At 49.7% G+C, this 26,122-nt stretch carries 25 protein-coding genes; 10 read left to right on the plus strand and 15 right to left on the minus strand.

Features of this window, described 5'->3' with window-relative positions; translation table 11 throughout:
- Positions 1-88 precede the first annotated feature (88 nt).
- On the minus strand, positions 89-871 hold the full coding sequence (locus tag H6G00_RS07795; RefSeq protein ID WP_190644623.1) for an ABC transporter ATP-binding protein: 783 nt from the start codon (positions 869-871) through the stop codon (positions 89-91).
- A gap of 401 nt (positions 872-1,272) precedes the next feature.
- Between H6G00_RS07795 and H6G00_RS07800 the strand changes: the two genes are divergently transcribed.
- A complete protein-coding gene (locus tag H6G00_RS07800; protein WP_190796314.1) occupies positions 1,273-2,640 on the plus strand; it encodes a gluconeogenesis factor YvcK family protein in 1,368 nt (455 codons plus the stop codon).
- A gap of 36 nt (positions 2,641-2,676) precedes the next feature.
- Here H6G00_RS07800 and H6G00_RS07805 read toward each other — a convergent pair whose 3' ends face one another.
- From H6G00_RS07805 to H6G00_RS07845, 9 genes are all read right to left on the minus strand, one after another.
- Positions 2,677-3,777 carry a HAMP domain-containing protein gene (locus H6G00_RS07805; protein WP_190796315.1) on the minus strand — a complete coding sequence of 367 codons (1,101 nt, stop codon included), beginning with the start codon at positions 3,775-3,777 and terminating at the stop codon, positions 2,677-2,679.
- A gap of 34 nt (positions 3,778-3,811) precedes the next feature.
- Positions 3,812-5,122 carry a hypothetical protein gene (locus H6G00_RS07810; RefSeq protein ID WP_190796316.1) on the minus strand — a complete coding sequence of 437 codons (1,311 nt, stop codon included), beginning with the start codon at positions 5,120-5,122 and terminating at the stop codon, positions 3,812-3,814.
- Positions 5,119-6,060, minus strand: a complete 942-nt coding sequence (argF, locus tag H6G00_RS07815; protein WP_190796317.1) for an ornithine carbamoyltransferase — start codon at positions 6,058-6,060, stop codon at positions 5,119-5,121. Before argF ends, H6G00_RS07810 begins: the two co-directional genes overlap by 4 nt.
- Positions 6,061-6,212: 152 nt before the next feature.
- Positions 6,213-6,485, minus strand: coding sequence for a helix-turn-helix domain-containing protein (locus H6G00_RS07820; protein ID WP_190796318.1), 273 nt, complete (start codon positions 6,483-6,485; stop codon positions 6,213-6,215).
- Positions 6,478-7,344 carry a MinD/ParA family protein gene (locus H6G00_RS07825; protein WP_190796319.1) on the minus strand — a complete coding sequence of 289 codons (867 nt, stop codon included), beginning with the start codon at positions 7,342-7,344 and terminating at the stop codon, positions 6,478-6,480. The genes H6G00_RS07820 and H6G00_RS07825 overlap by 8 nt, the downstream gene beginning before the upstream one ends.
- A gap of 149 nt (positions 7,345-7,493) precedes the next feature.
- A complete protein-coding gene (locus tag H6G00_RS07830; protein ID WP_190796320.1) occupies positions 7,494-8,678 on the minus strand; it encodes a M23 family metallopeptidase in 1,185 nt (394 codons plus the stop codon).
- A 17-nt stretch (positions 8,679-8,695) separates the two neighbouring features.
- Complete coding sequence (locus H6G00_RS07835) at positions 8,696-9,310, minus strand: LysE family transporter (protein WP_190796321.1); 615 nt, start codon at positions 9,308-9,310, stop codon at positions 8,696-8,698.
- Between the two features lie 149 nt (positions 9,311-9,459).
- Complete coding sequence (locus H6G00_RS36575) at positions 9,460-9,942, minus strand: Lrp/AsnC family transcriptional regulator (RefSeq protein ID WP_347278160.1); 483 nt, start codon at positions 9,940-9,942, stop codon at positions 9,460-9,462.
- A gap of 183 nt (positions 9,943-10,125) precedes the next feature.
- Positions 10,126-10,818: a hypothetical protein gene (locus H6G00_RS07845; protein ID WP_190796322.1), complete on the minus strand. Its 693-nt coding sequence runs from the start codon at positions 10,816-10,818 to the stop codon at positions 10,126-10,128.
- 226 nt (positions 10,819-11,044) lie between these two features.
- Here H6G00_RS07845 and H6G00_RS07850 point away from each other — a divergent pair, with 226 nt between their 5' ends.
- From H6G00_RS07850 to H6G00_RS07860, 3 genes are all read left to right on the plus strand, one after another.
- Entirely contained in the window at positions 11,045-12,217 is a 1,173-nt protein-coding gene (locus H6G00_RS07850) for a BMP family ABC transporter substrate-binding protein (protein WP_190796323.1), read from the plus strand.
- A gap of 120 nt (positions 12,218-12,337) precedes the next feature.
- Positions 12,338-13,420: an ABC transporter permease gene (locus H6G00_RS07855; protein WP_190796372.1), complete on the plus strand. Its 1,083-nt coding sequence runs from the start codon at positions 12,338-12,340 to the stop codon at positions 13,418-13,420.
- Between the two features lie 72 nt (positions 13,421-13,492).
- On the plus strand, positions 13,493-14,419 hold the full coding sequence (locus H6G00_RS07860; RefSeq protein WP_190796324.1) for an ABC transporter permease: 927 nt from the start codon (positions 13,493-13,495) through the stop codon (positions 14,417-14,419).
- 220 nt (positions 14,420-14,639) lie between these two features.
- Here H6G00_RS07860 and H6G00_RS07865 read toward each other — a convergent pair whose 3' ends face one another.
- A complete protein-coding gene (locus H6G00_RS07865) occupies positions 14,640-14,969 on the minus strand; it encodes a hypothetical protein (RefSeq protein ID WP_190796325.1) in 330 nt (109 codons plus the stop codon).
- 84 nt (positions 14,970-15,053) lie between these two features.
- On the opposite strand from H6G00_RS07865, the gene H6G00_RS07870 reads away from it, so the two are divergent.
- From H6G00_RS07870 to H6G00_RS07890, 5 genes are all read left to right on the plus strand, one after another.
- Positions 15,054-16,073, plus strand: coding sequence for a formamidase (locus H6G00_RS07870; RefSeq protein WP_190796326.1), 1,020 nt, complete (start codon positions 15,054-15,056; stop codon positions 16,071-16,073).
- Between the two features lie 111 nt (positions 16,074-16,184).
- Entirely contained in the window at positions 16,185-16,871 is a 687-nt protein-coding gene (locus tag H6G00_RS07875) for an isochorismatase family cysteine hydrolase (protein WP_190796327.1), read from the plus strand.
- A gap of 129 nt (positions 16,872-17,000) precedes the next feature.
- Positions 17,001-18,548 carry an ABC transporter ATP-binding protein gene (locus H6G00_RS07880; protein WP_190796328.1) on the plus strand — a complete coding sequence of 516 codons (1,548 nt, stop codon included), beginning with the start codon at positions 17,001-17,003 and terminating at the stop codon, positions 18,546-18,548.
- A gap of 9 nt (positions 18,549-18,557) precedes the next feature.
- Positions 18,558-19,277 (plus strand): isochorismatase family cysteine hydrolase, encoded by a 720-nt coding sequence (locus H6G00_RS07885; RefSeq protein ID WP_190796329.1) that lies wholly within the window; start codon positions 18,558-18,560, stop codon positions 19,275-19,277.
- A 6-nt stretch (positions 19,278-19,283) separates the two neighbouring features.
- Positions 19,284-19,682 carry a glutamyl-tRNA amidotransferase gene (locus H6G00_RS07890; RefSeq protein WP_190796330.1) on the plus strand — a complete coding sequence of 133 codons (399 nt, stop codon included), beginning with the start codon at positions 19,284-19,286 and terminating at the stop codon, positions 19,680-19,682.
- A gap of 63 nt (positions 19,683-19,745) precedes the next feature.
- Here H6G00_RS07890 and H6G00_RS07895 read toward each other — a convergent pair whose 3' ends face one another.
- Complete coding sequence (locus H6G00_RS07895; protein WP_190796331.1) at positions 19,746-20,525, minus strand: exosortase-dependent surface protein XDP2; 780 nt, start codon at positions 20,523-20,525, stop codon at positions 19,746-19,748.
- A gap of 487 nt (positions 20,526-21,012) precedes the next feature.
- On the opposite strand from H6G00_RS07895, the gene H6G00_RS07900 reads away from it, so the two are divergent.
- A complete protein-coding gene (locus H6G00_RS07900) occupies positions 21,013-21,624 on the plus strand; it encodes a glutathione S-transferase N-terminal domain-containing protein (RefSeq protein WP_190679968.1) in 612 nt (203 codons plus the stop codon).
- Between the two features lie 9 nt (positions 21,625-21,633).
- On the opposite strand, the gene H6G00_RS07905 is transcribed toward H6G00_RS07900, so the two are convergent.
- The 3 genes from H6G00_RS07905 to H6G00_RS07915 form a co-directional block, all read right to left on the minus strand.
- Positions 21,634-22,608 carry a J domain-containing protein gene (locus H6G00_RS07905; protein ID WP_190644602.1) on the minus strand — a complete coding sequence of 325 codons (975 nt, stop codon included), beginning with the start codon at positions 22,606-22,608 and terminating at the stop codon, positions 21,634-21,636.
- Between the two features lie 177 nt (positions 22,609-22,785).
- Entirely contained in the window at positions 22,786-24,939 is a 2,154-nt protein-coding gene (dnaK, locus tag H6G00_RS07910; protein WP_190796332.1) for a molecular chaperone DnaK, read from the minus strand.
- Between the two features lie 138 nt (positions 24,940-25,077).
- Positions 25,078-26,091, minus strand: a complete 1,014-nt coding sequence (locus tag H6G00_RS07915; RefSeq protein WP_190796333.1) for a homogentisate phytyltransferase — start codon at positions 26,089-26,091, stop codon at positions 25,078-25,080.
- Between the last annotated feature and the right edge of the window lie 31 nt (positions 26,092-26,122).

Consider the following 26,122-nt stretch of genomic DNA (forward strand, 5'->3'; position numbering starts at 1 on the left):
CAAATTCATCCTATCTATACAGCAATACCCAATTTGCAGTACACGGCAAACGCCAGAATGAATGCTCATAACAGATTAACCGACTTCTTTAACCCACCACCTGAATCGGACCATGTATGCTGCCACTAAAGAATTGCCGCACCAAAGGGTCTTTGGTGGAATCAATTTCACTAACAGCTCCCGCCCACTGCACTTTGCCCTTGTAGAGGAATATAATCCGGTCAGCCGTCCGCCGAATTGTGCTGTCCTGGTGTGTCACCATTACATAGGTAGTGCACCCACCTGACTTGGATTGGAGATCGCGAATCAGGTCTTCAATCACGGTCGAGGCGATGGGGTCAAGTCCGGCAGTCGGTTCGTCATAGAGCAATACTTCAGGTGTATCGGAAGGTCTCTCTGGGTTTGCCATGATTGCTCGGGCAAAGCTGACGCGCTTTCGCATTCCGCCAGAAAGTTCTGCTGGGTAGCGATCGCCAATTCCAGGTAAACCCACCATCTCTAGTTTTTGGTTGACCAATTCTCGAATATGGCGGGGTGGTAGTCTGGAATGTTGATATAGCAAGAAGCCGACATTCTCATCTACACTTAGCGAGTCAAACAAGGCTGCCTGCTGAAACACCATGCCAATCCCAATGGGATCTTGAGCATCATCAACTAGCCCTTTCCGCCGCTGTCCTTGAACAAATACTTCACCCGAATCAGGGGCTAACAGTCCAGCAATAATTCGTAAAATCGTAGACTTGCCTGTGCCAGAGGGTCCAATCACCGCCAGAGCTTCACCCCGGTAGATAGTTAGGTCAACCTGATCGAGGACTACGTTATTACCGAAAGACTTGCTAACTCCCTTCAGTTCAATTAACGGCTCAGCCATAGCGTAATGAGAGGCAGATCAAGGGAACTAAAAAATATTAAACTCTAGACCTTAGACTCTGAACTCTAGTTCATTCAAAGTCTAGGGTTTAGCGTCCAGATTGCATAAGTGGCACACATTTCAAAACCAGATTGAGCAAACCAATGTAACCTAGTCAACTTTGAACTGTAATTCAGCTTTGAATTCAGCCTTGATGCCTTTTTACTGGCGGCTTAACCCTCAAAATATAGCTTTGTTGGAAGCATTACAGTTTTGCAACTTTCATTCTGAGAATGGTGTATCTAATTTAACGTAAAGGACTTGATATCTGCCTTGACTCTAGTAGATGAGCTATACCAGCATAGGGGCAGCAATCGATAGAAGTTTTTGGTCGACTTTCCTAACCTTGCCCGTGATCAGCAATGTCATTTGGTTTACTGAAACAAGCTTTAAAGGCGATCAGATATGAATCGCGCCACCGTGCTCCGGTGCGATTCAGCCGATGGTTTTTGTGGCTAGCACCAGGGTTGTTTGTCAAACGATGGTTGTTGGTCAGTGCTAGCGGTGTTCTGCTGACGGGATTAGGTTTAGCCATTTGGACGAACCGAACTCCGGTATTCTACATTGGGCGATTCATTTCAGATTTTTTAGAAACTGTCACCACATTCTTTCCCAGCTATGTCAGTGGACCGATCGCCATAGCAATTGGCATTCTGTTTATCTTTTGGGGACAAACGCGCAGCCTGGGATCAATTACCCAGGTGTTGATGCCAGAAGGGGATGAGGAACTGATTGATGTACTAATGACCCACCGGCGGTTAAACCGTGGTCCCAGAATTGTCGTGTTAGGCGGCGGCACTGGGCTATCTAACTTACTGCGAGGGCTAAAGATCTACAGTGCCAACATTACAGCGATCGTGACTGTTGCAGATGATGGGGGATCGTCGGGACGCCTGCGACGAGAAATCGGCGTGCTGCCACCGGGAGATATCCGCAATTGTCTAGCAGCCCTGGCAGATGAAGAAAAGCTGTTGACTGAGCTATTTCAATATCGGTTTAGGGCTGGAGATGGGCTGGTGGGTCATAGCTTTGGCAATCTGTTTTTGACGGTCATGAGTGAGGTGACGGGCGATTTAGAAAGGGCGATCGCCGCCAGTTCTAAAGTGCTAGCAGTACGGGGGCAGGTGCTTCCGGCAACCCTGAGCGACGTGCGGCTCTGGGCGGAGCTATCCGACGGTCGGCGAATTGAAGGCGAATCTCACATCACCGAAGCTCAAGGCAAGATTGTTAAAATTGGCTGCACTCCTTCCAATCCGCCTGCTTTACCTAAAGCGCTTCAAGCGATTCGGGAAGCAGACTATATCATCATGGGTCCGGGGAGCCTTTACACCAGCATCATCCCCAATTTGCTGGTGCCTGAAATTGTTGAGGCGATCGCCCAACGTGAGGTTCCGCGCGTATATGTCTGCAACATCATGACGGAAGTTGGAGAAACCCAGGGCTACACCGTTTCTGACCATATTCGCACCATTGATGCAGCAGCCGGACATCATCTTTTCGATGCAGTCGTCGTACAAAAGAAAACACCCTCTGCCCAAGCGTTGATTCGCTATGCCCAAGAAGGCTCCCATCCCGTTTTCCTAGACCGGGAAGCTGTAATGCAGTTAGGTCGGCGCGTTGTAATCGCTAATGTAATGCTTGAAGACGAACACACTGGACAAGTCCGCCACGACTCCGATCGCTTAGCAAAAATCTTGCTGCGTTGGTATAGCCGCGTTCACGAGCTATAGAGGAAAAGCTCAATGCTCTTACGCTATGCTCTCCCATCATTGAACTGTTGGATCTGAATCTGAGGGGGCATCTGAAGTAGGGTCTAAACCTGAATTTGAGGTTACGCCGGGGCCAGAATCTTGATTGCGCCTACGAAGGGACTGGGCTTTGACTCGCAAATCTTGAAAAAAGTCTGTGTCTACAATTTCTTTGACTCGCTTCTGGCGTTTTGTCTGATCAATTTCGATGCGGAGTTCTGCAACCTGTCGTTTCAAAATTTCTTCACGCTGACGAACTTTGCCAACCATGATTTCAAATACTTCAGCCAGCGTTGTGATTTCATCGCGAACTTGCCTTTCTCCTGAAAGATAAGACAAACTCTGGCTGTAGTCTCCTTCCCCAATTCGTTCCACGGATTGAGTGAGGTTGACAATGGGTCGGGTCAGAACACGAGACACAACCCAAACCAGGATAAACAGCGTTCCATAGGTCGTCGTGAAAGCAATCAAAACACTCCCGCGAATTTGCTGCTGCACCTGTAAGACATAATCCGCCCGAAAATCAACGCCCAACGCCCCAACCTGTTTCCCTTCTCTGTTGGTCAAAGGAATTGCACCAGACACCCAGGTACCCCATTCATCTGTAAATGGCTCAGCATCAAAAATTTCAGCCGTTAGCCCTTGCAGTAGAATGCCTCCTTCCGGTTCATCATAGGATTCCAGAAATTTTGCGCCGTCGATTCTTCGGTTAATTGCACTGCCGCTGCCCACAAATACAATTTGGTTGGGGGTAGAAGAAGCGGTATAGGTGTAAATGTAGGCACGAGGTTCGATGCTTTCTAGCTGAGCTAGCCAGTTGACGTGTTCCCAGTAGCGCGGATCATCGCTGTAGCCGTCGGCTCTAGGTGTGCCCTGGTCAATCAGAGCAGCAAAATCTTCGGTACTTGTGCCGCTTGCAGCAGCTTCCATCGTGGTTTCTAGATCTTCTCGAATTTGTTCAAGTGCAAAATTAGTTGCAAATCGATAAAACCAGTAATAGGCACCTGCAAAGACAAGACTAAAGACTAGTGTGAAACCTGTTAAAACTTTAAGCTGAAGGCTAATGAAATGAGGTTTTTGAGGTTTTTGTTTTGCTGTTTTTACGTTCCCTAATTTCACGGTAGATTCCCCAACCTTTTCTGAGCTCCCTGCTTTAAAGATTCAGCTTATCTAAGATGATTTTGCCTCGCTGCCGTCGTTTTAGTCTCCAGTTAAATAAGCTTTCTTCGTATACCGATCGCATTTTAATAATAGCGGCGATCGCCCCTCCACAAGCAATCAATCCAATGCATAAATAAGCATAAAAATAAGTCGAAATATTAAATTGAATTCCAAGTAATACAATCACGCCTATGGCTAGACAACCAATAACAGTACCTATTGCAAATAGATAGCTATCCATAAACATACTGACTCTGCCTCGACGTTCTTCAGGGACAAATGCTTGAAAAGACTTTCGAGCAGATTCATCAATAGTAAATTGAGTTAGCTTAGACAAAGAAAAGCCACTGACACCACCCACAATTCCTGGAAAAAGCATCATGGAAAAAGTGCCGATTAGTTGAGCTAACGGTAGTGCAAAAAACGCGTTTTTTAAGCCTGTTATCTTGATTAGGAAACTCGTGAAAAACCCTTGAATAACAAATGACGTAAGAGTGAGTCCTAAGCGATACAAACTGTAGAAGCGCTGATAGCTATCAGCAGTACTAAAAACGTGATTAGAGACAACTAAAAAGTGAAATTCAAATACGGTCAGGCAGACGTTAATTGCCAGAATTGCAACCGTCAAATAGCGAAAGGAAGATACCTCTCGGACAAAGCTCCAGGCTTCTGTTAAAGTGGCGATCGCTGACTCTTGCTTTTGAGTAGTTTGTCTAAATTTGATGTCCTTTAATCTCGACTGAATTAATAAAAAAGCAGCCAAATAAACCAGCGCATTCAAACTGAGCAATTCTTCCGGTTTTAGCTGAAGTTGAGTGAGGAGAGTGGGAGCGATCGCCGCTAACCCCAACCCCAGGATTTGTCCGACAAAGCTACCTGTGGCAATCAGCGGAAACAACCGTTTGGTTTGCGCCATGTCAAACAGATCGTTTGCCAGAATCCAAAACACCAGCGGAAAGAAAAGCAACTGCTGCTCAGCAAGCAGATAGAGGAGCGAATAGTTGAGCCAACGGGGTGCTTGAAGGCTAAATAATAGCCTCAAAACAACCAGCATCAGCACATAGGCACAGCTCATCCAGCCCATCAAACTGACCCGGTTAAACCGATCGACGACCAGGGATTGCAGTCCCGTAATCAGAATTGTGAGCAGCATATCTACCAGCCAAACCAGCAGAATTTGGTTGACTCCAACGCTGCTCAAAAAACCGCTTACGGCCACCACATCAGAGACCTGACAGGCTAAAGCATTACTCAACAGCAGCAGCCAAAGCGTTACGACAAGGTATGTCTCTTCTTTCCTCACGCAGCAGTACAGCCTACTAAATGCAGGAGAATTGCCTTCTGGACATGCACTCGATTTTGGGCTTGCTGCAACAGTCTGGACTGTGCCCCATCTGCGGCTGCATCAGAAATTTCTTGTCCCCGATTGGCAGGCATACAATGCATGACTAGGGCTTGAGGCGCATGAGTCATGAGGCTATCATTCACTTGGTAAGGACTAAACAGAGCCAAACGTCGGGTTGCTTCTGCTTCGCTTACCTTTTCCCACATGCCCATGCCTTCCCAAGAATCTGTGTAGATTACGTCTACTCCTCGGACTGCCTCAACAGGGTTTGAAATGCACTGAACGACTTGATCACCCGCGATCGCCCGCGCCATTTCGATTGTTTCTGCTTCCATCCAAAAATCTTCAGGACTGCTGAGAATGAGCTGAAAGCCAAACTTAACGGCTGCAAATAGTAAGGAGCGGGCAGTATCTTGATTGCTAGAACCTAAGTAGACTACCTTCAACCCGGCCAATTGCCCTAACTCTTCCTGGATAGTCAGTGCATCAGCCATTGCCTGACAGGGGTGGTTGTATTTAGTCAGTGCGTTGATCACGGGAACAGGTGACCAGGCAGCCATTTCTAACAAATTTTCATGGTCGCTGACTCGCGCTGCAATGCCGTGAACGTATTCACCTAAAACTCGTACTACATCGGCAATGGATTCGCGATCGCCCATGTCCACATCATCCTTGCAGAGATAGAGCGCATGTCCGCCTAACTGCTGAACTGCGAGTTCAAAACTGACACGGGTTCGCAGAGACGGTTTTTGAAAAACCAATGCCAGCGTTTTACCGCGCATTACGGTTTGGTGTCCTGTACTGAAGTATTCCTGCTTGAGAAAAGCTGCTTTGTCTAGCAATTCCTCTAAATCTGCGGTAGACCAGTCCATCAAACTCAGAAAGTGTTGTGCCATTGCGAACCTTCTCCAGGTCAAGACTAAGCTGCCACCCTCGACCTTTCTGCAAAGGTAGTCCGGGATTTGGGAATTTCATTTCTAGAGCGAAAAATTCGCTGCTGAACGAGATTCGGAAAGCCAGGTTAGCTTTTTGGGATAGTTCGAGGGAGCTACTCAGGGGTGTTGTCTTTTAAGACTTCCCAAATCTGGTTGGGCAGTAACCGTTGTTTTTCTGAGGCAAGTCGAGCTTGGTAGTATCCGTCATCCGCAACCCGGCTGAATTGTAGTAGTCCTTGCTTTACCAGTTTTTCTAGGATGGTCTCGACAAGTGCTTCAGGCTTTCCGGTATGGTTCACGCAGTCTAATAAAGTTGCTTTGCCCTGCCGAATGATCCAGTTCATAAGCTGATGTTCAGCGTCGGGCAACAGCAGCAAATCAAACATTAGAAACGCCAGGGTCAGACACTCTATCAGTCGGGTTCGCTTTGGTTAACCAGGCTTTTAGGAGATGTGCACGTTTGGTTTCGCCAATGTTGGTAATTTGTTGGGCGATCGCTCTGACATCTTTACTCAAGGAATGATCGGGGTAGCGCAGACAAAAGATGTCGCTGCTGGCTAAAGTCAGCAACTCTTGGGAGAAGGGTAAAACGGCTGCGACGGGATGACCGTAGGTTCTTTCAAGCTGTTGCCTAACGTCTTGCTGGAGATACTTAGATGAAACCTGATTGGCAACCAACAGAATTTTGGGAACTCCTAACTTCTTAGCGACATCCAGCGTGAGCGCAACGTCCTGAAAGTTTCGCTGGTCTAAACACAGCACTAGCACCAAAATGTCAGAAAGGGCGATCGCCAGCAGCGTGTCTTCGCTCGATTCAGGATTTGTATCAATCAACAAATAGTCGAGCTTGAGACGGTGACTCAGTTCAAATAGTCCCTGGCTCAATATACTGGTGTCGTAACCCTCCTGTAGCAGTTGAGCCATCTCGTTAATCTTGATGTTGGAAGGAGTGAGGTAAATGCCTCCTCCCATTACTGCTATTTCTCCGTGGTTAATCTTGAGGAGGGGACTGAGTGACTGGGTCGCCTCCTGAATTCCTACGTTGCTCCAGAGGTAGTAGTTGAGGGCATGATCAGTTTGATCTTCGTCAAGCCCGAACAGAGTGTGAATTCCAGAAGCCTGCACATCGATGTCGATGATGCCCACTCGCTGTCCGTGCTCTGCAATGCTAACGGCTAGATTAGCAGCCAGGTTAGATTTGCCTGTGCCATGACGGAGGGAGTGAACAGAGACAATTTTGGGCATTGCAGACCTTGAAAACTAGGCAAGCCACGGAGTCTTAAGCAGGAGCAACACAGGTCTAAGCTGTAGCTAAATTATTCCCCAGTCTAACGTGACAGATCAACGTGTTTTGTGCAGTGTACTGCTTTGGTGATTTTTCGCAGATGAAATTTTTAGAGAAACCCTAGGGGATTGACCGGTTCGCCGTTTTGCCGGACTTCAAAGTGCAAATGAGGTCCAGTCGAAAATCCAGTGGAGCCAATAGCTGCGATCGCCTGTCCTTGCTGCACGGTTTGTCCTTCGCTGACGTAAAGTTCACTGGCGTGCCCGTAAAGCGTGGTTAAGTCGCCCCCGTGACTGATAACGACAGCATTGCCGTAGCCGCCGTACCAGCCTGAAAAAATCACCACGCCTGCATCAGCAGCTTGAATTGTGCTGCCGTGACTTGCGCCAAAGTCAATTCCAGCGTGAAAGCGACGATAGCCTAGGATGGGATGAACGCGCCAGCCAAAGTTGCTCGTCACAATGCCGATCGAGGGATAAGTGAATTGCCCCGTACCTCGAACCACTGGACCCGGAATTGAAAGGCGCTGCCGAATCAAAACGGCGATTGTAGCGGAGTCTCTTTCTAGCTGGGCTTCTGCTTCTTCTAGGGCATTGCGGTTTTGGCGCAGGCGAGCAATCAGGTCTTGTTGAATTTTTGACTGGGCTTCAAGTTGAGATTTTTGGGCAAGAAGCTGTTGGGTCAATAAGGCAATATCATTCTTTTGGCGCTCAATGGTGCGTTTGCGCTGATTCAGGTTGTCAAATTGAGCTTTTAAGTTAGCCAAAATTTGGCGATCGGCTTGATAGACCAGTTTGAGTTGACGGCGGCGATCGAGAAATTCGTTGAGATTATTGCTTTGCAGCAAGACAGCCCAGCCCTGACCACCCTGCTGTCGCTGCAAGAAACGGAGTCGAGCGACAGTGCCAAGCTGTTTATCTTGGAAGCCTTTTTCGGCGATCGCCAATTCTGCCTGTAGTTTCTTCAGGTTCTCTGTTGCGGCTTTAATCTGTGCCTCATTCTGCTGAATCTGAGCAGCAGTGGTGCGAATGTTGTTTTGCAAACCGCCCAACCTCTCTTGGGCAGACTGTTCCAGATTTTGCAGGCGATCGCGCTCTCGCTGTAGATCGTCCCGCTCTTGCTCAATCTGCTGTCGCTGCTGCTGCAAGTTTTCCACTGACCCAGACTGCGCTAACGGCAGGGCTGGCAGCGCATGAGTTAAGGAGGTTGAGCCAAGTGCCAGAAACAGACATAGCCCAAGCACTATTTTTAGAATGATTTGACGCAACTTGAGTTGACTCAGCAGTTTAACCATGTCCTGAAACTGTTAGCTTACCCTCTCAAGCTGAGGGCGATCGCACCAAAGGCCAGCAAAATTGCACCCGAAATTCTGTTTAACCACTGCAACCCATTTGAGTTAAACCGTCGTCGAAACAAACTGACTCCTCCACTCAGCAGCAACCACCATAGCGCCGATCCTAAAAACACCCCTAAAACCAAAACTCCAGCCGCTGCGTAGCTGCCGCCAGCGCTAGCCAGACCCAAACCTGCAAACACTGCTGCAAACGAAAGAATAGTAGCAGGATTGGTCAGCGTCAATACAACTGTTGAAGCATAGGCTGTGAAAAGACTGCGTGATTTGCCAGAAACAGTTGATGCAGCAGGCTTAGACACAATTGTCTTGACTCCCAAATAGCAAAGAAACAAACCACCAATCAGCCGAACCCAAAGCGCTTGTCCAACTAGCAGGTCAGCTACAAACGTTAGACTAAACCCAGCAACACACCCATACATTGCATCCGCCGTTGCAGCCCCCAAACCTGACAAGAAGCCGGAGGCAATTCCCTCAGTTAAGGTGCGGCGTATGCATAGTACACCAATTGGCCCCACTGGTGCAGCGATGGAAAATCCAAGGATCAGTCCTCGCCCTAAAAATCCAATGTCCATGCTTTAAAGTCTCCTCGATAGATGCAATGTGCAATTTCTTCTAAGTTTTTTGTGGGATGGGCTTGCCCGCCTAGATTGAGCAGCCATTTCGTTGCTCCATAGGGAACCTAGGTTTCAAGGACTTTACCTGTCCCTCACGTTGTTGATACCTACCCTTGAACCGTTTCTGAATCGGCTGGGAATTGGAGCGGCAAAACAGGAGTTTCCTTAGTTGTGGAAAGCACGATGGTGGTTCGAGTTCGCAAAATTCCGGGTAACCCTTTTAAGTTTTCGCTGACTAGTTGCTCCAAAGCTCGCGTGTTGCGGCATCGCACTTTGAGCAAGTAATCATCGTCACCCGTGACATGATGGCATTCCTGAATCTCTGCCAATTCCTGTACTCGCTGCAAGAAAGTAGCTCGATGTGGATGCTCCAGTGTTACTGCGATGAACGCAGCTAGTTCACAGCCGGCGGCTTCAGGGTTGATTAGAGCGGTATATCCCTTAATGATTTTGCGTTCCTCTAAGCGACGAACGCGTTCAGCAGTTGCAGGAGCAGAGAGTTCTAAAATTCCAGCTAACTCTGACCAGGTGATGCGCCCCTGATCCATTAGATTTCGCACTACCTTATAATCTGTCGAATCTAGACTCACAAAGTTGTTTTTATTAGGTCCGCTAGATATTTATAATTATTTTATAAGGCTGAGTCAAGCGTATTGGTCAACAAACGGAACTCAGACATCTCTGTGTAGATGCCTGAAGAAGGTTAGGGAGGTTTGCTAGAGAGGCGTAAGGATTTGCTCTGTTATAGGGAAAATTGGGTTTGGTAGCGTTGGTTATTTTTTGGGATTGAAGGGAAGAGCGTCTGACCACGGCACTTTCTTGATCAGAAAAGTGGCAGGCAAGACATAGGAGCGATCGCCCCTTCCCTCGCCCGACAGGTCAATCATCTTCACCACCAGTCGTAGCGAAAAGGTAATGTCTGCTTTGCGCTCCATAAAGTCAGCGTAGAGTTTCTTCATCTTGTCTGACTTCTTGCCAGCTTTCTCAATTCCGAATAGATCAATGATTGGAGAGGCTGTTTCCAAGCTGCCATCGATGTTCATCTTGAGAATATCCTCAGCCGTAAACTCTTCCTTTAAGGTTTTGCCAGGGGGCACAACGCTAGGGACTTGCTGCTCAGAAAGGTTGAAGCGCTTGTCAGGGGTGAGGCGGATGACTCGGCGCGATCGCCCCTCGTGATCGGTCAAGGAACTGTGATCCCAATTCACCTCAAAAGACGTGTCAGTTGATTTGTTTTCCAACGACATCGACAGCTTTTTAGGTTGCTCCTCAAATTTGTAGCGATCGTCAAATTTGAAATTGAGATTAATCAAATCCCTTAGCTCTTTCTCCTCCAAAGTTTGATCGAGTGTGGTGCGATCAAAGTGAAAGGTAGTCTGGTCATCTAACGTGTTGATCGCCTGATACAGCACATACACAACCGTGATGATGTAGACCGTCAGAATGAGCAAATCTAGTTCAGTCATGGCTTAGCAAAAGAGCAAGTTAGGCAAACGTTGGACGAACAAAAGTGACGACTGAAAAACGAGGTTTCTCCAGTATCAGGGATTTGAGTACGTTTAGGCTTCTTCCCGATTCCTTCCCGATTTTCTCCCTAATTCTTTACCTCAGTGATGTAGCTTAGCACCCATCACCGATACGCACGTTTAAGCCTGTCGTTAGCATAGCCGTCCCTTTTTAAGAGAGGAAACCGTGAGTAATAGAAAGCTTCTAAACCTATCTCGCCGCCAGGTCATTCGGGGCTTGCTTGCCACGACGGCTTTTGGCATCACTGCTCGCTTTGGAACCGGGTGCAGTTTGGCTGAAGGGGGAGACGGTGCCTCAGACCAAATTACAATGGGCTTTATTTATGTCGGGCCCAAAGATGACTACGGCTATAACCAGGCCCATGCGGAAGGGGCCGCCGGAGTTGCTAATAGTTTTGATTGGGTCAAGATTGTCGAAGAAGCCAGCGTTCCAGAAACTACGGCGGTTGAGGAATCGATGCGAAGCATGATCGACATCGACGGTGCAACTGTCCTTTTCCCCACATCCTTTGGCTACTTTGACCCTCACATTCTCAAGGTGGCAGAAGAATACCCTGACGTGCAGTTCTTCCACTGCGGTGGACTTTATCAAGAAGGAACTCATCCGGTTAATGTAGCTAGCTACTTTGGCTATATCGACGAGGCGCAGTACATTGCTGGAATTGTTGCCGCCCACACGTCCAAAACTGGAAAGCTAGGATTTATCGGCGCAAAGCCAATTCCTCAAGTTCTCCGCAATATCAACAGCTTCACGCTGGGTGCTCGCAGTGTCAAACCCGAAGTAACGACTCAAGCAGTTTTTACGGGTGATTGGGCACTGCCAGTCAAGGAGGCGGAAGCGGCAAACAGCATGGCTGATCAGGGAATTGACGTTCTCACCTGTCACGTTGATAGTCCCAAAGTGGTGATGGAAACGGCAGAAAAGCGAGGCATTTTTTCCTCCGGCTACCACGCTGACCAAACTGCCCTGGCTCCCAAAGGCTATCTCACGGGCGCTGAGTGGGATTGGACAAGCGTTTACTCCAAAATTGTCGAAGACATTCACGCTGGCAAAACCCTAATGGATGGCAGCATTCCCCATATCCTTCGGGGCGGTTTAGCAGAGGGCTTTTGGAAGCTTTCGGACTACGGCCCAGCGGTGGGTGAGCAGGCAAAGCAAGCTGCCGAAGCTGCTAAAGCTGGCTTTATGGACGGCAGTTTGGTGATTTACAACGGTGAAATTAAAGACAACACGGGTGCAGTTGTGGTTGAGGCGGGTCAATCGCTGAAGCAGCAAGACCCTGTGCTAGAGCAGATGAATTATCTGGTCGAAGGTGTGATTGGCAGCGTTGCGAGCTGATCTAACTTCAGGATTTTTATTGCAGGTGGGTAGTAGGTGGTCGGTAGGGATGTTTTAGCCCCGCAGGTCATGTATTACCTCATCCTTCACCCCTCATCCTTCACCCTTTATCCTTTTCCCATGCTGACTCACCGTAAAACCCTGGAATCTATTTGCATTCCGATTGGGGCTTTAGTCTTTTCGTTGATTTTGTTTGGCGCATTTTGTGCGGCAGTGGGGGCGAATCCGTTTGGCGTGTATGCCTCGATTTGGAAGGCAGCATTCGGAAGTTGGAGTACATTTCAAAATACGCTAATTCGAGCTTCACCGCTGATGTTAAGTGCCCTGTGTACGGCGCTTCCTGCTCGTCTAGGGTTGGTGATTATTGGCAATGAGGGCGCGTTAGTTGTGGGTGGCTTGGGTGCAGTCGCGGCTGGATTGGCACTGTCTACCGCTCCACCTACGGTTGTACAAATCGGTATGGCACTGGCAGGAATGTTAGCGGGCGGTTTGTGGATTGGTGCGGTTGGTGCATTGCGGCACTACCGCGCTGTGAATGAGACGATCAGCAGTTTGCTGATGAACTATATTGCGATCGCCCTGCTCAACCACTTAGTCGGTGGTCCCATGCGCGACCCCAGTTCGCTCAACAAGCCTTCCACCTATCCGATCGCCGAAATTAATATGTTGGGTTCTATTCCTGGCACTCGAATTCACTATGGACTGATTTATGGACTGATTGCCTGTGCGATCGCCTACTTCCTGATTCAGCGCACCACCTTTGGCTTTGCTGCTCGAACTGCGGGAGGAAACATTCGCGCCGCCCGCATCGCCGGACTGCCCGTCGGCAAACTAACGATGGCAATTTGCTTCCTGGCAGGCTCCTGTGCAGGTTTGGCGGGCATGGTTGAAGTTGCAGCCGTTCATGGTCGCGCCAACGAATCGCTAAATGCTAACTACGGGTATGGCGGCATTCTGGTTGCCTTCATTGCTCGACATAATCCGCTAGCGGCGGCACTCGTGTCTATCATGCTAGGCGGAATTCTTGCGAGTGGTGGCATTTTGCAGCGATCGCACAACCTCCCAGACGCAACCGTTCTCGTCTTCCAAGGACTTGTCTTCCTGGTCGTTCTATTTAGCGAATCGCTCTACGGCAAGTTTGCCATCTTCAAAGAGCCAATTGTAAAGGCCCCACCGACACCCGCAGTTACGGCGGTGGTGTGAGGAATTTGGAGTTTGTAGAGACGCGATTAATCGCGTCTCTACAAACTCCACACCTATAAGGAGATTCTACTAATGGCAACAGAAGCACTCGGTTGGTGGGGCGTACCGTTGGCGATCGCCGCTGGTATGATGCGCGGGGGAACGCCCTTCCTATTTGTCAGCTTAGGTGAATGTCTGACCGAAAAGAGCGGCAAAATCAATCTGGGTTTAGAAGGAACGTTGCTGATGGGTGCGATGAGCGCCTACGCCATTTCCTATCTCACCGGGTCGCCCTGGTTAGGCGTGATTGCCGCTGGACTCGCGGGCGTGGTATTCGGTTTAATTCACGGTTGGCTTTCTCAGCAGCCCAGGGTGAATGACGTTGCGGTGGGCATTGCCATGATCATTTTTGGCAGCGGCATCGCCTTTTTCTTGGGAAAGCCATTCATTCAGCCGTCTGCTCCACAACTAGCAACGATTAATTTAGGAGCCTGGAGCAGTTTGCCGCCTGTGCAGTCGGCATTACAGATTAGCCCCTTGTTTTTGTTGGGTGTGGCGATCGCCCCCCTAATGCACTGGTTCTTTCAATCAACTCGCTGGGGTTTGTTTATCCGGGCAGTGGGCGACAGCCCTGAAGCTGCTAGAGCAATGGGCGTTTCCATCTTCAAGGTGCGAATGCTCAGCGTCGTAGCAGGCAGCTTTTTAGCCGGAATTGGCGGAGCTTCCTTATCGCTCTACTATCCCGGGCTCTGGAGCGAACGGGTTTCTAGCGGTCAAGGCTTGATGGCTGTCGCTCTCGTAATTTTTGCTCACTGGAACCCGATTCAATGTCTCTGGGCTTCTCTCTTGTTTGGGGGTGCTCAGGCACTGGGACCGGCACTTCAGTCGGTCGGCATTGAGCAGGGCTATTACTTGTTCAACGCTGCCCCTTATGTGTTGACCTTGCTGATTATGATCATCACCTGTTCACCAAAACGCACGCTGTCCGGTGCGCCAGGTGCCTTGGGCACAGATACTTAGGAGGGACAAGGGAACGCAATGTGTAACTTTTTCTAGCCTCTTGTGGGATGGGCATCTTGCCCGTCCAAATCAATCAGGCAAGATGCCTGCTCCACAGGAAACCAAGGTTTCCAGGAATCTAGTTGCACATCGTGTAGGGCGATCGCACCTTATAAATGGTCTACAAAGTTCCGCTGTTTAAGCTCAAGGTTGCAGCATTTCAGGTCAAAGTCTCACCGTTCTAGTTCAAACCCCTACCATTCCTATTTAGAACAGCATCGTTCTTGTTCAAAACAGCATCGTTCTTACTTAGAACAGCATTGTTCTTGTTTAGAACAGCATTATTCTCACTCAGAACAGCATTGTTCTTGTTTGAAGCGACATCGTTCCTGTTTAAGACTGCATCATTCTTGTTTAGAACAGCATCGCTCCAGTTCAGGACTCCATTCTCCGGGTTCAAACCCTCATTTGCCGAACTCAAACTCTCATCTCTAATCAACCTCGTTCCAAGGCTCTGCCTTGGAATGCAGAACTGGAGGCTTTGCCTCCTGATATCAAGTGGCAGAGCCACTTTAAATGCATTCCCAGGTAGAACCTGGGAACAAGTAATGAACAAGTTTTACCTTTCATCTCTTATCCTTCATCCCTCATCCCTATGAATGGTCTTGGCGGCTTAAACAAATCTCCTAATGGCGTAGTTCTCGGCATGGTGCAACTGCAACTGCCCACTGTGGTTACGCCCGATGACCTGGCAGCGCAAACCGATCGCGTTTGCGACATGGTTGGCAAAGCTCGGCGCAATATGCCCACGATGGACTTGGTGGTGTTCCCAGAATATGCTCTGCACGGGCTATCAATGGACACCAATCCAGAGATTATGTGTCGGTTGGATGGTCCAGAAGTTGAGGCGTTCCAGACTGCCTGTCGGGACAACCGCATCTGGGGTTGCTTTTCCATCATGGAATACAACCCATACGGCAACCCCTACAACAGCGGCATCATTCTGGACGACAAAGGTGAATTGCGGCTCTACTATCGCAAGCTGCATCCCTGGGTACCTGTAGAACCCTGGGAGCCGGGAAATATCGGCATTCCAGTCTGTGAAGGTCCAAATGGCAGTGCGATCGCCCTAATCATCTGCCACGACGGTATGTTCCCGGAGATGGCACGAGAATGTGCCTACAAAGGAGCCGAAATCATGATTCGCACAGCGGGCTACACCGCTCCGATTCGGCATTCCTGGCGCATCACTAATCAGGCAAATGCCTTTTGCAATCTGATGTACACCGCTTCGGTTTGTATGTGCGGCACCGACGGCACCTTTGACTCAATGGGCGAAGGCATGTTCGTCAACTTCGATGGCACTCCATTGGCAATGGGTAGCCACCGCCCCAACGAGATTATCACCGCCGAGTTGCGCCCCGACTTAGTGCGTGAAGCTCGAAATCATTGGTCGGTTGAGAATAACATCTACCAGTTTGGGCATCGCGGCTACACCGCCGTCAAAGGCGGAGCGCAAGACTGCCCCTATACCTATATGCAGGATTTGGTGAACGGCAACTACCGCCTCCCTTGGGAAGAACAAGTCGTTCACACAGACGGTACTTCCTGCGGTTTCCCGGCCCCAACCCGCACTTACCGGGGCGAAGAAGTTCCAGCCGACGTGTTGGGTTAGTCAGCCCTGTAGGTTGGGTTGAAGCATGAAACCCAACAAGCTCAAACTTTTGCAAACGTTGGGTTTCGCTTTGCTCCACCCAACCTACCCGGCTTTAGGAGGTCATGAATCATGGGTCTTTACGTCAACTCAGAACCCTACCCCTATCCTTACAACGGTGAGCTACGTCCAGGCAACACCGTGCTGCTGATCATCGACATGCAGACCGACTTTTGTGGCATCGGCGGCTATGTAGACAAGATGGGCTATGACCTTTCCCTCACCCGTGCCCCAATTGAACCAATCAAGCAGCTACTAAGCGTGATGCGTAAAAAGGGATTTCACATCATGCATACCCGCGAAGGACATCGCCCTGATTTGTCAGATTTGCCTGAGAACAAACAGTGGCGATCGCGCCAAATCGGTGCAGGCATCGGCGACCCCGGACCCTGTGGCAAAATTCTCGTGCGCGGCGAACCGGGCTGGGAAATCATTCCCGAACTAGCTCCCCTTCCTGGCGAGACGATTATCGACAAACCCGGCAAAGGTTCCTTTTACGCCACCGATTTAGACCTGTTGCTTCAGCGCAAAGGCATTCAAAACATCATTCTGGCAGGCGTAACAACCGATGTTTGCGTCCATACCACCATGCGCGATGCCAACGATCGCGGCTACGAATGCCTGCTGCTCTCCGACTGCACCGGAGCTAGCGACTACGGCAACCACCTTGCCGCCCTAAAAATGGTGACCATGCAAGGCGGCGTGTTTGGTGCGATCGCCCCCTCCACTGCCCTAATCGAAGCCCTCCAAACCCCGTAGGGGCGCAGCATTCGGTAGGCATCCTTGCAACCCCAATCCAAACTCTGCCCGAATGCTAAGCCCTAATTCCCGGCTTAGTTCCACCGTTCGTGAAGCAGGCAACCCCATGCTGTTGAGGAAAACAAACCCATGACAACCGCAACCGAAAAACTTTCCACCGTTGAGATCGAAAAGCCGCCAGAGCTAGAAGTCGTCAGCATGACCAAACGCTTTGGCAGCCTGGTTGCTCTAGATAACGTCTCCCTGCATCTCAAACCGGGAACCTTTCACGCGCTGTTGGGCGAAAACGGAGCCGGTAAAAGCACCCTGGTCAAGTGCGTCATGGGATTTTACACACCCACATCGGGTGAAGTATTGATCAATCAGCAGAGTCGGGCGATCGCCAGCCCCCGCGATGCCCACAAATACGGAATTGGCATGGTCTACCAGCATTTCACCTCCGTCCCCGCCATGACGGTAGCTGAGAACCTGGTGCTGTCTCGCTTTGATAGCACGAACTTGATCAACTGGAAAGCTGAATACGAGCAGCTTAATGCCTTCATGAAAACGGCACCCTTTCAAGTGCCACTGGATGTTCCCATTGCTCAGCTTGCCGCCGGACAAAAGCAAAAATTAGAAATCCTCAAACAGCTCTATCTCAAGAGCAAAATTCTCATCCTCGACGAACCGACCTCCGTCTTGACTCCTGATGAGGCAGACGAGGTACTGGGCTTGCTGCGCGAACAGGTGACTGCCGGAAAGCTCAGCGTCCTGATGATTTCTCACAAATTTCGAGAAGTCATGGCCTTTGTTGATGAAGTCACCATTTTGCGAAAAGGCAAATTTGCGGGTCATGGCATGGTGCGCGACCTGACCGTCTCCGATATGTCTGAAATGATGATGGGCGATCGCCGCGAACCCACCCCCGTCGAGAAAACAGACCATCCCGATCGAGTTCCCGTTTTAGAAATCAGAGATATCTGTGCCAATAAAGACAACGGCTTAGAAGCAGTCTTAGGTGTTAACCTGACCGTTTACAGTGGCGAGATCGTTGGCATTGCAGGAATCTCAGGCAACGGGCAGCGAGAACTGGTAGAAGTGCTAGCTGGACAGCGCTCCGCCACCAGCGGCGAAGTTTGGGTAAACGGCGAACCCTACAACGCCACTCGGCGGGAGATGTATAAACACAAAGTCTTTGCTCTGCCAGAAGAACCGCTCCGCAACGCCTGCGTGCCTCACATGAGCGTGGCAGAAAATATGGCACTACGAACCTTTGACCGTCCACCCCAAGCAAAAGGCTTTTTGCTCATCTTGAAAGCCATGCGCCAAGCCGCTCAAGGTTTAATCCAGCAGTTTTCAGTCAAAACCCCCTCACCTGAAACGCCCGTCGGCAATCTTTCAGGGGGAAATGTGCAGCGGACCGTTTTGGCAAGGGAATTGTCTGCTGATCACATCAAACTACTGATTGCTGCCAACCCCTGTTTTGGCTTAGATTTTGCCGCTGTCGAATTCATTCACGGTCAAATTGTCGAAGCCCGCAACCGAGGAGTCGCCGTCCTTCTGGTTAGCGAAGACCTGGACGAGTTGCTGAAGCTATCCGATCGCATTCTCGTGATCAGCGGCGGCAAATTTGTCTATGAAAGTGCGATCGCCCAAGCCGACTTTGCCACCATCGGACGCAGCATGGCAGGACATTAGAGGAAACCTATGATCACCATTCCCGCTAAACCCTACGATTACGAACTGCCTCTGACTGGCGTAGCACTGATCATCATTGACATGCAGCGAGATTTCCTGGAGCCAGGCGGTTTCGGAGATGCTTTAGGAAATGATGTCAGCCGATTGCAGGCGATCGTACCAACGCTAAAACAGTTACTTGAGGCATTTCGGCAGCATCACTTACCCGTCTTTCACACAGTTGAGTGTCATCAGCCTGGCCTAGCAGACTGTCCGCCCGCCAAACTCAATCGGGGTAAAGCTGCGCTCAAAATTGGCGACCCCGGACCGATGGGACGAATCCTGATCAAAGGCGAACCTGGAAACGGCATCATTTCAGAACTAGCACCCGTTTCAGGAGAAACCATCATTTACAAGCCAGGAAAGGGCGCTTTCTACAACACGGATCTAGCAACCCACTTGCAGGAACGAGGCATCACTCATCTGTTGATTACTGGCGTAACCACCGAAGTCTGCGTTCAAACCACGATGCGAGAAGCCAACGATCGCGGCTATGAGTGCCTGCTGGTAGAGGACTGCACTGAAAGCTACTTCCCTGAGTTTAAGCAAGCCACGCTAGAAATGGTTCGCGCTCAGGGCGGCATTGTTGGCTGGACTGCTCCCGCCGCTGCGGTCTTACAAGGACTAGCAGGAACGGGCTGGGATACTCCCAAGGCTGCTTTGGATTTAGTCAATACTCCGGTTGGTTAGGTGCAGATGAAGAAAATTTACCTGGCAGTCAACGGCACCCTGATGCGCGGACTGGAATTAAACCAAAATCTACAAAAAGCGGGCGCTGAGTTTGTGCGAGAAACCATTACAGAACCCGCTTATCGGCTCTGGTCAATTGCCGACCGCCATCCCGCCATGATGAAAGTCACAGAAGGAGGAGCAGCGATCGCCGTCGAAATCTGGGCAGTTCCTCCCGCAGGCGTTTGCCAGATTTTGCTACAAGAACCCCCCGGGCTTTGCATTGGCAAGGTTCGTTTGAACAATGGCGAAGTGGTTCTAGGTGTTCTTGGAGAAGCCTTTCTCTGCACAGACCAACTTGAAATTACTCAATGGGGCGGCTGGCGTGCCTACACCACAAGCTGTAAGCCAAAACTCTTGAGATAGATAAAAAGGGGTGGGACTTTGTCCCACCCCCTTCTCAGGCACTTAACTTCTAGAAGAACCGAGTTAAGCAGGATTGCCTGCTTTGCGGCGGCGAGAGGTGGCGAGCGCACCTGCCACCAAGCCCAAACCTGCTAAAGTAGCGGGTTCAGGAACAGAAGTAGCTGAACCTGCTACTTTCCAATCCGGACCGTTGTATGCAGCACCTCGGCTAGCTACACGGACTCCAAAGATTGGGTTGGCTACTCCCAGGTCTGCCAAACTGATGCCCAAAGAGCCAACTCGCTGAGTGCCGCTAATTTCCTTCGTATCGATGCCATATCCAGCGTATTGCCATTGTCCAGAATAGGAAGTTAGCAGATTGCCAATCACCCTTCCGCTGGCATCAAGCGCCTGAATGTCTAGCTTACTGTTCATGCCTCTCTCCCAGAAGAACAAGTTGTCTACTGCGGAGGAGAAGAAAACATCAATGACCGAGCGTCCTGAATCTTCAGTATCGATAATGCTGTTCAGGTTCAGGTTGCCCAGAGCCGCGACTGCACTGTTGTTGTCAAGCCGTTCTTGCTGAGTGCCAATCGTTGCCTGATCACCCATATCAGCGCTGGCAGCGCCAGTATTTCCGCCTGTCCATAGATCGTTGCTGATGATGTTAGCTCGATTAACCAGGGCAAAATCGTCAATCACGCTTCCATCGGTGAGTTTAACTGAGTTTAGAAGAATGTTGCCTTTGGGATTGTTGCCCGAAAAATTGGTCGTGAACGAAAAAGCTTGAGCTGGAGCATTAGAGAAGGCTAGAACGCTGCTCGCTATCAGCCCAGCACAAGTTGCAATGTATTTTAGTTTCATCGTTTTGCTTGTTTAGTACTTACGCAGTTAAAGCTTGAATTGCTTTAGATCCATCAATTTGGACTTGTAAATCTAAAGAAGGTCTAGCCAATTGATAGGGAATAACAACACAGAAAATGTTGCATGATTCAAGGTTATTGATGAAACATTGAAGCGGCAATGAGTAAAACACTAATTTCACTCAAATTTCTTAAAAGCTTTTCTGTCAGATGATTCCACGTAGAAGAGAAGGTATTCTGCGCGTAAAACGTGAGTACAATTCTGCAATAGAGAATAACTAATACCGTCAAATTACTAGCTTTTTCTTTTCTCTATTCCTATCTGAGGCAAATGTTTATGCCAAGAAGTTAGGCGACTCGTGTTATCACCTAATATTCCCCTGAAGTTTTCTCCTGATAGTTTTACTGACGTGAGGGTAAAACTTCTACAATGCAGCCTTAATCTATTCGCATTACAGTGGATTTATTGTTTCGTTAAACCTGACTTTATGATTGATTTGTACACATTCACTACTCCAAATGGACGCAAGGCTTCTGTAATGCTGGAAGAGGTTGGTTTACCTTACAGCGTTCATGTCATTGACATTCGTAAGAATGATCAATTCACGCCAGAGTACGTGGCGGTCAACCCGAATAGCAAGATTCCGGCAATCGTCGATCAAGATACGGGTATGAAGATCTTTGAGTCAGGTGCGATTTTGATTTACCTGGCAGAAAAGACGGGGAAGCTGATGCCGACTGAGCCAAAGAGCCGCTACGAGGTGCTGCAATGGCTGATGTTTCAAATGGGGGGTGTGGGTCCGATGTTCGGGCAACTCAACCACTTTCGTAAGTTTGCGCCAGAGCAAATTCCCTATGCGATCGCACGCTACGAAAAAGAAACGCTGCGGATCTATGGTGTACTGGACAAGCAGCTTCAAGATCGCGAATTCATCTGTGGTGACTATTCCATTGCCGATGTTGCAACCTATCCCTGGGTTGCAATCTACGAGTTTCAAGGCTTAACCCTTGATGATCACCCTAATCTAAAGCGATGGGTTGAAGCGGTAGGGCAAAGACCCGCTGTGCAGCGCGGTATGGCAGTTCCGACGTTGACTTGAGCGCAATTGCTACAGAGATAGCCCGACGCGTGGGTTAAAGGTTTCAAGCTGGCGCAGCTTTTCGTAGAGATCTCGTTCCTGAGGGCTGACTTCCTTGGGAACGATGATCTGGATCTCAACGATTTGATCGCCGCGCCGTCCGTCAAGCGGATAGCCTTTGCCACTCAGCCGCAGTTTTTGCCCTGACCGCACGCCCGAGGGAATCATCATCTTCACTAAACCGTCTAGCGTGGGCACCTCGATTGCCCCACCTAAGACAGCTTCAACTGGGGTGACGGGAAGCTGGCAGAAGATGTCTGAGCCTTCTACCTTAAAGAAAGAGTGAGGCGCTACGTCAATTTTGAGATACAGGTCACCTCCAGATACACCCTGACCTTTGAGCCGGATGCGTTGCCCTGTGACCATTCCAGGCGGCATATTGACCTCTAGCGATCGCCCATCTTCCAGGCGAATTCGCTCTCTGCCGCCCTGATAGGCTTTGTCTAACGGTACGCTCAGGCGTGCTTCAGCATCTCGGCGACCAGGACGAGATGAGGTGACAGTATAAGCGGTTTTAGTGTTTCCTGGACGATAGGGATCGCGGGCTGTGGTGCTGCGGGTCGTTCCACCAGAAGCATCTGCGCGACGGTTGAGAAGCTGGTCTACGAAGCTATTAAAGTCAGGAAAATCGCTGAAATCGACTTCTTGGGTGGCAGTGCGATCGCCCCCTCGGTTGTTCCAGCTTTTTGAGCGGGGTGTATTGCCCTGAAAGCCTCCCTGCTTCCAGAAACGGCTGAACTGATCGTATTGCGCCCGTTTGCTGGTATCAGACAGGACTTCATAGGCTTCCCCTACGTCCTTAAACTTTTCCTCAGCAGCCTTATCCCCTGGATTTAAGTCTGGGTGATACTGCCGTGCGAGTCGGCGGTATACCTTTTTAATTTCTTCAACCGTTGCATCTCTGGGAACGCCCAGAATCTCATAGTAGTTCCGAAAGTTTTGCATAGGTGAATTGGCGATCGCTATGACGTTCCATAAAGGTTGAAAGAAGGGAGGGGGTAGATGGCAAACAGAAAACCTGCTGCAACGGTTTAATCGATTCAGCTTAGAGAATCAGGCTATATGAATTAGATAGGGTCACTAATCATACATCTTCTCTCAACTCCTGGCTGATCGCCACATCTACCAGCCATCATCATCATCCCAATCATCATCAACGGGGGCATTGTAGCGACCACCGCCAGTGCCATACCCACTGTTGTCATAGGAGGGACGATTATTGTCGGGGGGGCGACGAGGCGAGCGAGACGGCGCATCCCAATCGTCTTGATCCCAACTATCTCGGTTATAGGAATTATTGTCCCTACTATAAGAGTCACGAGCGTAGGGGTCACGAGCGTAAGGATCACGGTCGTAGGGATCGCGGGCGTAAGGATCACGGTCGTAGGGATCGCGATCCCGTTCGCCTGTAAAGGTGCGCTTGATGGAGCCGAAAAAGTCATCCTCCTCATCCAGCTCTTTGGCGTACTGATAAACTTCTCGCCGCAGTTCATACAGAGCGTCTTGCAGCTCAGCTTGAGCAATGTCGATACCCCGATCATCTTCTTCAGCTAGGCTTTCTCGCAGTTCCTGGATCAGGTTTTCGATGCGACGGCGATGGTTGCTGGCGTACTGCATGCCAAAATCCAGGGCAACTTCGCGAAGCTGACGTTCTGCCTGAAAGGTGAGTGCTTCTGCTTTGGTCCGTTTTTCCACCCGCTCTCGTCTTTCCCGGTCGGAGGCAGAAAACCGCTCTGCTTCCTGAATCATCCGGTTGACTTCGGATTCACTCAGTGTGGAAGCGCCTTGAACGGTGATGCCTTGCTCTCGTCCAGTGGTTCTATCCAGGGCGGTCACTTGAAGGATGCCGTTTGCATCAATGTCAAAGGAGACTGAAATTTGCGGTACGCCTCTAGGAGCTGGAGGAATGCCCATCAGCTTAAAGCGTCCGAGGGATTTGTTATCGGATGCCATTTCACGTTCACCCTGGAGAACGTGAACTTCTACTAGAGTTTGATTGTTCTCAGCAGTGGAGAAAACATCCGATCGCCGAACCGGAATTGTGGTGTTGCGTGGAATCAGTTTTTTCATCACGCCGCCAATCGTTTCTAAACCCAACGACAGCGGAGTAACGTCTAGCAGCAGAATATCTCTCACTTCCTGGGTGAGAATACCTGCCTGAATTGCCGCACCAACAGCGACTACTTCGTCAGGATTGACGTTTTGGTTGGGTTCTTTATCGACGAGCGATCGCACCAACTGTTGCACCAGCGGAATGCGCGTAGATCCGCCCACCAATACCACTTCATCAATCTGTACTGGACTTAGCCCTGCATCAGTTAGAGCTTGCTTGACGGGCAACCGCAAGCGGCTAATCAAATCACCACATAGCCCTTCAAACTGAGAGCGAGTTAAGCGGGCTTCTAAATGCTTCGGACCATCCTCGGTAGCAGCGATAAAAGGCAAGTTAATGTCAGTGACACTGACCCCAGAAAGCTCAATTTTGGCTTTTTCGGCTGCTTCCATGAGCCGTTGCAGGGATTGGCGTTCTCGCCGCAGGTCAATTCCCTCGGTTTCTAAGAACTGTTCTGCCAACCAATCCACAATCTTTTTATCGAAGTCATTGCCGCCAAGCTGAGTGTCGCCGCTAGTTGCCTTTACTTCAAATACGCCATCCCCAACTTCAAGGATAGAAACGTCGAAGGTGCCACCACCCAAATCGAATATCAGGATAGTTTGGCTCTCTTGGTTGTCTAAGCCATAAGCCAGGGAGGCGGCAGTCGGCTCATTCAGGATGCGTTTTACATCAAGTCCGGCAATTCGCCCTGCATCTCGCGTTGCCTGTCGCTGAGAGTCATTGAAATAAGCTGGAACGGTGATTACTGCACCCGTAACCGGTTCACCTAGATAACGGCTGGCTTCTTCTGCCAGTTTTCGCAGCACCATTGCCGAAATTTCTTCGGGAGCAAATTCTTTTTGGAGGCGAGGGCACTTGATTTTGACGTTGCCATACTCGTCTTTGCGAATGGTGTAGGGAACTCGCCGGGATTCTGGAGTCAGTTCGGTGTACTTGCGTCCGATATAGCGCTTTACGCCATAGAAGGTGTTTTGTGGATTTAGCACGGTTTGCCTGCGGGCCATCTGCCCGACTAGACGTTCGCCCTCTTTGCTAAAGCCAACCACAGAGGGGGTAGTTCGCATTCCTTCTGCATTGGCTATGACAACAGGCTTGCCGCCCTCCATAACGGCTACAACTGAATTGGTTGTGCCTAAGTCAATGCCGACTACTTTACCCATGCGTTGGGACTCTCCTCTCGTGATCTACGTGATCTAGTTGTTGAAGCTGTTGAACTAGCGTGATGAAATTTTATACTTTGACACTAATATTTGCTTGTCAAATCCACTTCGATTCTATCTTGCTGGGATGGCTACCTTTCAAACTAGCAGGCAAGCGATCGGAAAGATGAAATATTCCAGAAAAAACAGTTTCCAGATGAACTGGTAAAAAGCGGTGTAGGAGAGTGTGCCTGCTACATTTTTGCCCTGCTTGTCGGTCAAATCTACCTTAAAGCTCTGCCACCAGAGGGCGAACAACATCAGGAGGTGTGTACCAATCAGGAATACAGCATTTGTGGAAGGCAGAAATGCACCTACGAGGATGATGGCTATATAAGAGACGGTTAGTACCCAGCGGGCCAGGTTGAACACGGTTTGCTGTCCTAGCCGCAGGGTGAAGGTCGAAATGTTGTAGAGGCGATCGCCTTCCAGATCAGGAATATCTTTGAAAATGGCGATCGCAAACGTAAACACTAGAATAAACAGCGTCAGTGCCCAAACATCCAGCGGAACACCTTCAAGTCCTTCAAATTGTTGGCTGAAGTGCAGAAACAGCCCCAGATTAACAATTGCCCCTCGTACCGTAAAAATGCACAGTGAAGCCCAAAAAGGAAATCGCTTTAGGCGAATTGGCGGTAGGGAATAGGCAGTTCCGATCGCCAAACTCGACCACACCATCGTTGCCAAAAAACGACCTTGCCAGAGCGACAACGCTAGTGCTGCCACTCCAGTTGTCAGCACAATTGCCCAAGCTTCCCGTCGAGAAAATTCCCCTGATGCCAACGGCAGGTGAGGTTTATTCACCCGATCGATCGCCACATCTTCAAGCTGGTTTAGCCCAACGATATAGATATTGCCGCAGAGACAGGCGATCCAGGCAAAGAGAATGGGGAATAGGCGATCGCTAATCGACTCTCCCGTTTCCCATTCCCCGTTTGCCAGCGCCCAACTTACGGCATACAACCCGAAAACACTGAGGCTTGTGCCAATGACTGTATGCGGGCGGGAAAATTTCCAGAAGGCATAAAGCCAGGGGGCATGTTTTTGAACCAGGTTTGACTTTGCAGCACGATGGGAAGAAATGGAGGATTCTTGCGGAGAAATCTGGCTCATGGATGCCCAAGTGATATTCAGGCTTTATCTT

Origin of the sequence: Leptolyngbya sp. FACHB-541 (genome assembly GCF_014695875.1) — a bacterium.
Classification (GTDB): Bacteria; Cyanobacteriota; Cyanobacteriia; order Elainellales; family Elainellaceae; genus JAAUTN01.

Bases quoted from the DNA above. Each gene is read 5' to 3' on its own strand.
- H6G00_RS07900 (WP_190679968.1), top strand. From the start codon at position 21,013: ATGATTGATTTGTACACATTCACTACTCCAAATGGACGCAAGGCTTCT.
- H6G00_RS07800 (WP_190796314.1), top strand. From the start codon at position 1,273: ATGTCATTTGGTTTACTGAAACAAGCTTTAAAGGCGATCAGATATGAA.
- argF (WP_190796317.1), bottom strand. From the start codon at position 6,060: ATGGCACAACACTTTCTGAGTTTGATGGACTGGTCTACCGCAGATTTA.
- H6G00_RS07895 (WP_190796331.1), bottom strand. From the start codon at position 20,525: ATGAAACTAAAATACATTGCAACTTGTGCTGGGCTGATAGCGAGCAGC.
- H6G00_RS07905 (WP_190644602.1), bottom strand. From the start codon at position 22,608: ATGCAAAACTTTCGGAACTACTATGAGATTCTGGGCGTTCCCAGAGAT.
- H6G00_RS07860 (WP_190796324.1), top strand. From the start codon at position 13,493: ATGGCAACAGAAGCACTCGGTTGGTGGGGCGTACCGTTGGCGATCGCC.
- H6G00_RS07885 (WP_190796329.1), top strand. From the start codon at position 18,558: ATGATCACCATTCCCGCTAAACCCTACGATTACGAACTGCCTCTGACT.
- H6G00_RS07820 (WP_190796318.1), bottom strand. From the start codon at position 6,485: ATGTTTGATTTGCTGCTGTTGCCCGACGCTGAACATCAGCTTATGAAC.
- H6G00_RS07835 (WP_190796321.1), bottom strand. From the start codon at position 9,310: ATGGACATTGGATTTTTAGGGCGAGGACTGATCCTTGGATTTTCCATC.
- H6G00_RS07825 (WP_190796319.1), bottom strand. From the start codon at position 7,344: ATGCCCAAAATTGTCTCTGTTCACTCCCTCCGTCATGGCACAGGCAAA.
- H6G00_RS07890 (WP_190796330.1), top strand. From the start codon at position 19,284: ATGAAGAAAATTTACCTGGCAGTCAACGGCACCCTGATGCGCGGACTG.
- H6G00_RS07870 (WP_190796326.1), top strand. From the start codon at position 15,054: ATGAATGGTCTTGGCGGCTTAAACAAATCTCCTAATGGCGTAGTTCTC.
- H6G00_RS07855 (WP_190796372.1), top strand. From the start codon at position 12,338: ATGCTGACTCACCGTAAAACCCTGGAATCTATTTGCATTCCGATTGGG.
- H6G00_RS07795 (WP_190644623.1), bottom strand. From the start codon at position 871: ATGGCTGAGCCGTTAATTGAACTGAAGGGAGTTAGCAAGTCTTTCGGT.
- H6G00_RS07845 (WP_190796322.1), bottom strand. From the start codon at position 10,818: ATGACTGAACTAGATTTGCTCATTCTGACGGTCTACATCATCACGGTT.
- H6G00_RS07915 (WP_190796333.1), bottom strand. From the start codon at position 26,091: ATGAGCCAGATTTCTCCGCAAGAATCCTCCATTTCTTCCCATCGTGCT.
- H6G00_RS07830 (WP_190796320.1), bottom strand. From the start codon at position 8,678: ATGGTTAAACTGCTGAGTCAACTCAAGTTGCGTCAAATCATTCTAAAA.
- dnaK (WP_190796332.1), bottom strand. From the start codon at position 24,939: ATGGGTAAAGTAGTCGGCATTGACTTAGGCACAACCAATTCAGTTGTA.
- H6G00_RS07880 (WP_190796328.1), top strand. From the start codon at position 17,001: ATGACAACCGCAACCGAAAAACTTTCCACCGTTGAGATCGAAAAGCCG.
- H6G00_RS07875 (WP_190796327.1), top strand. From the start codon at position 16,185: ATGGGTCTTTACGTCAACTCAGAACCCTACCCCTATCCTTACAACGGT.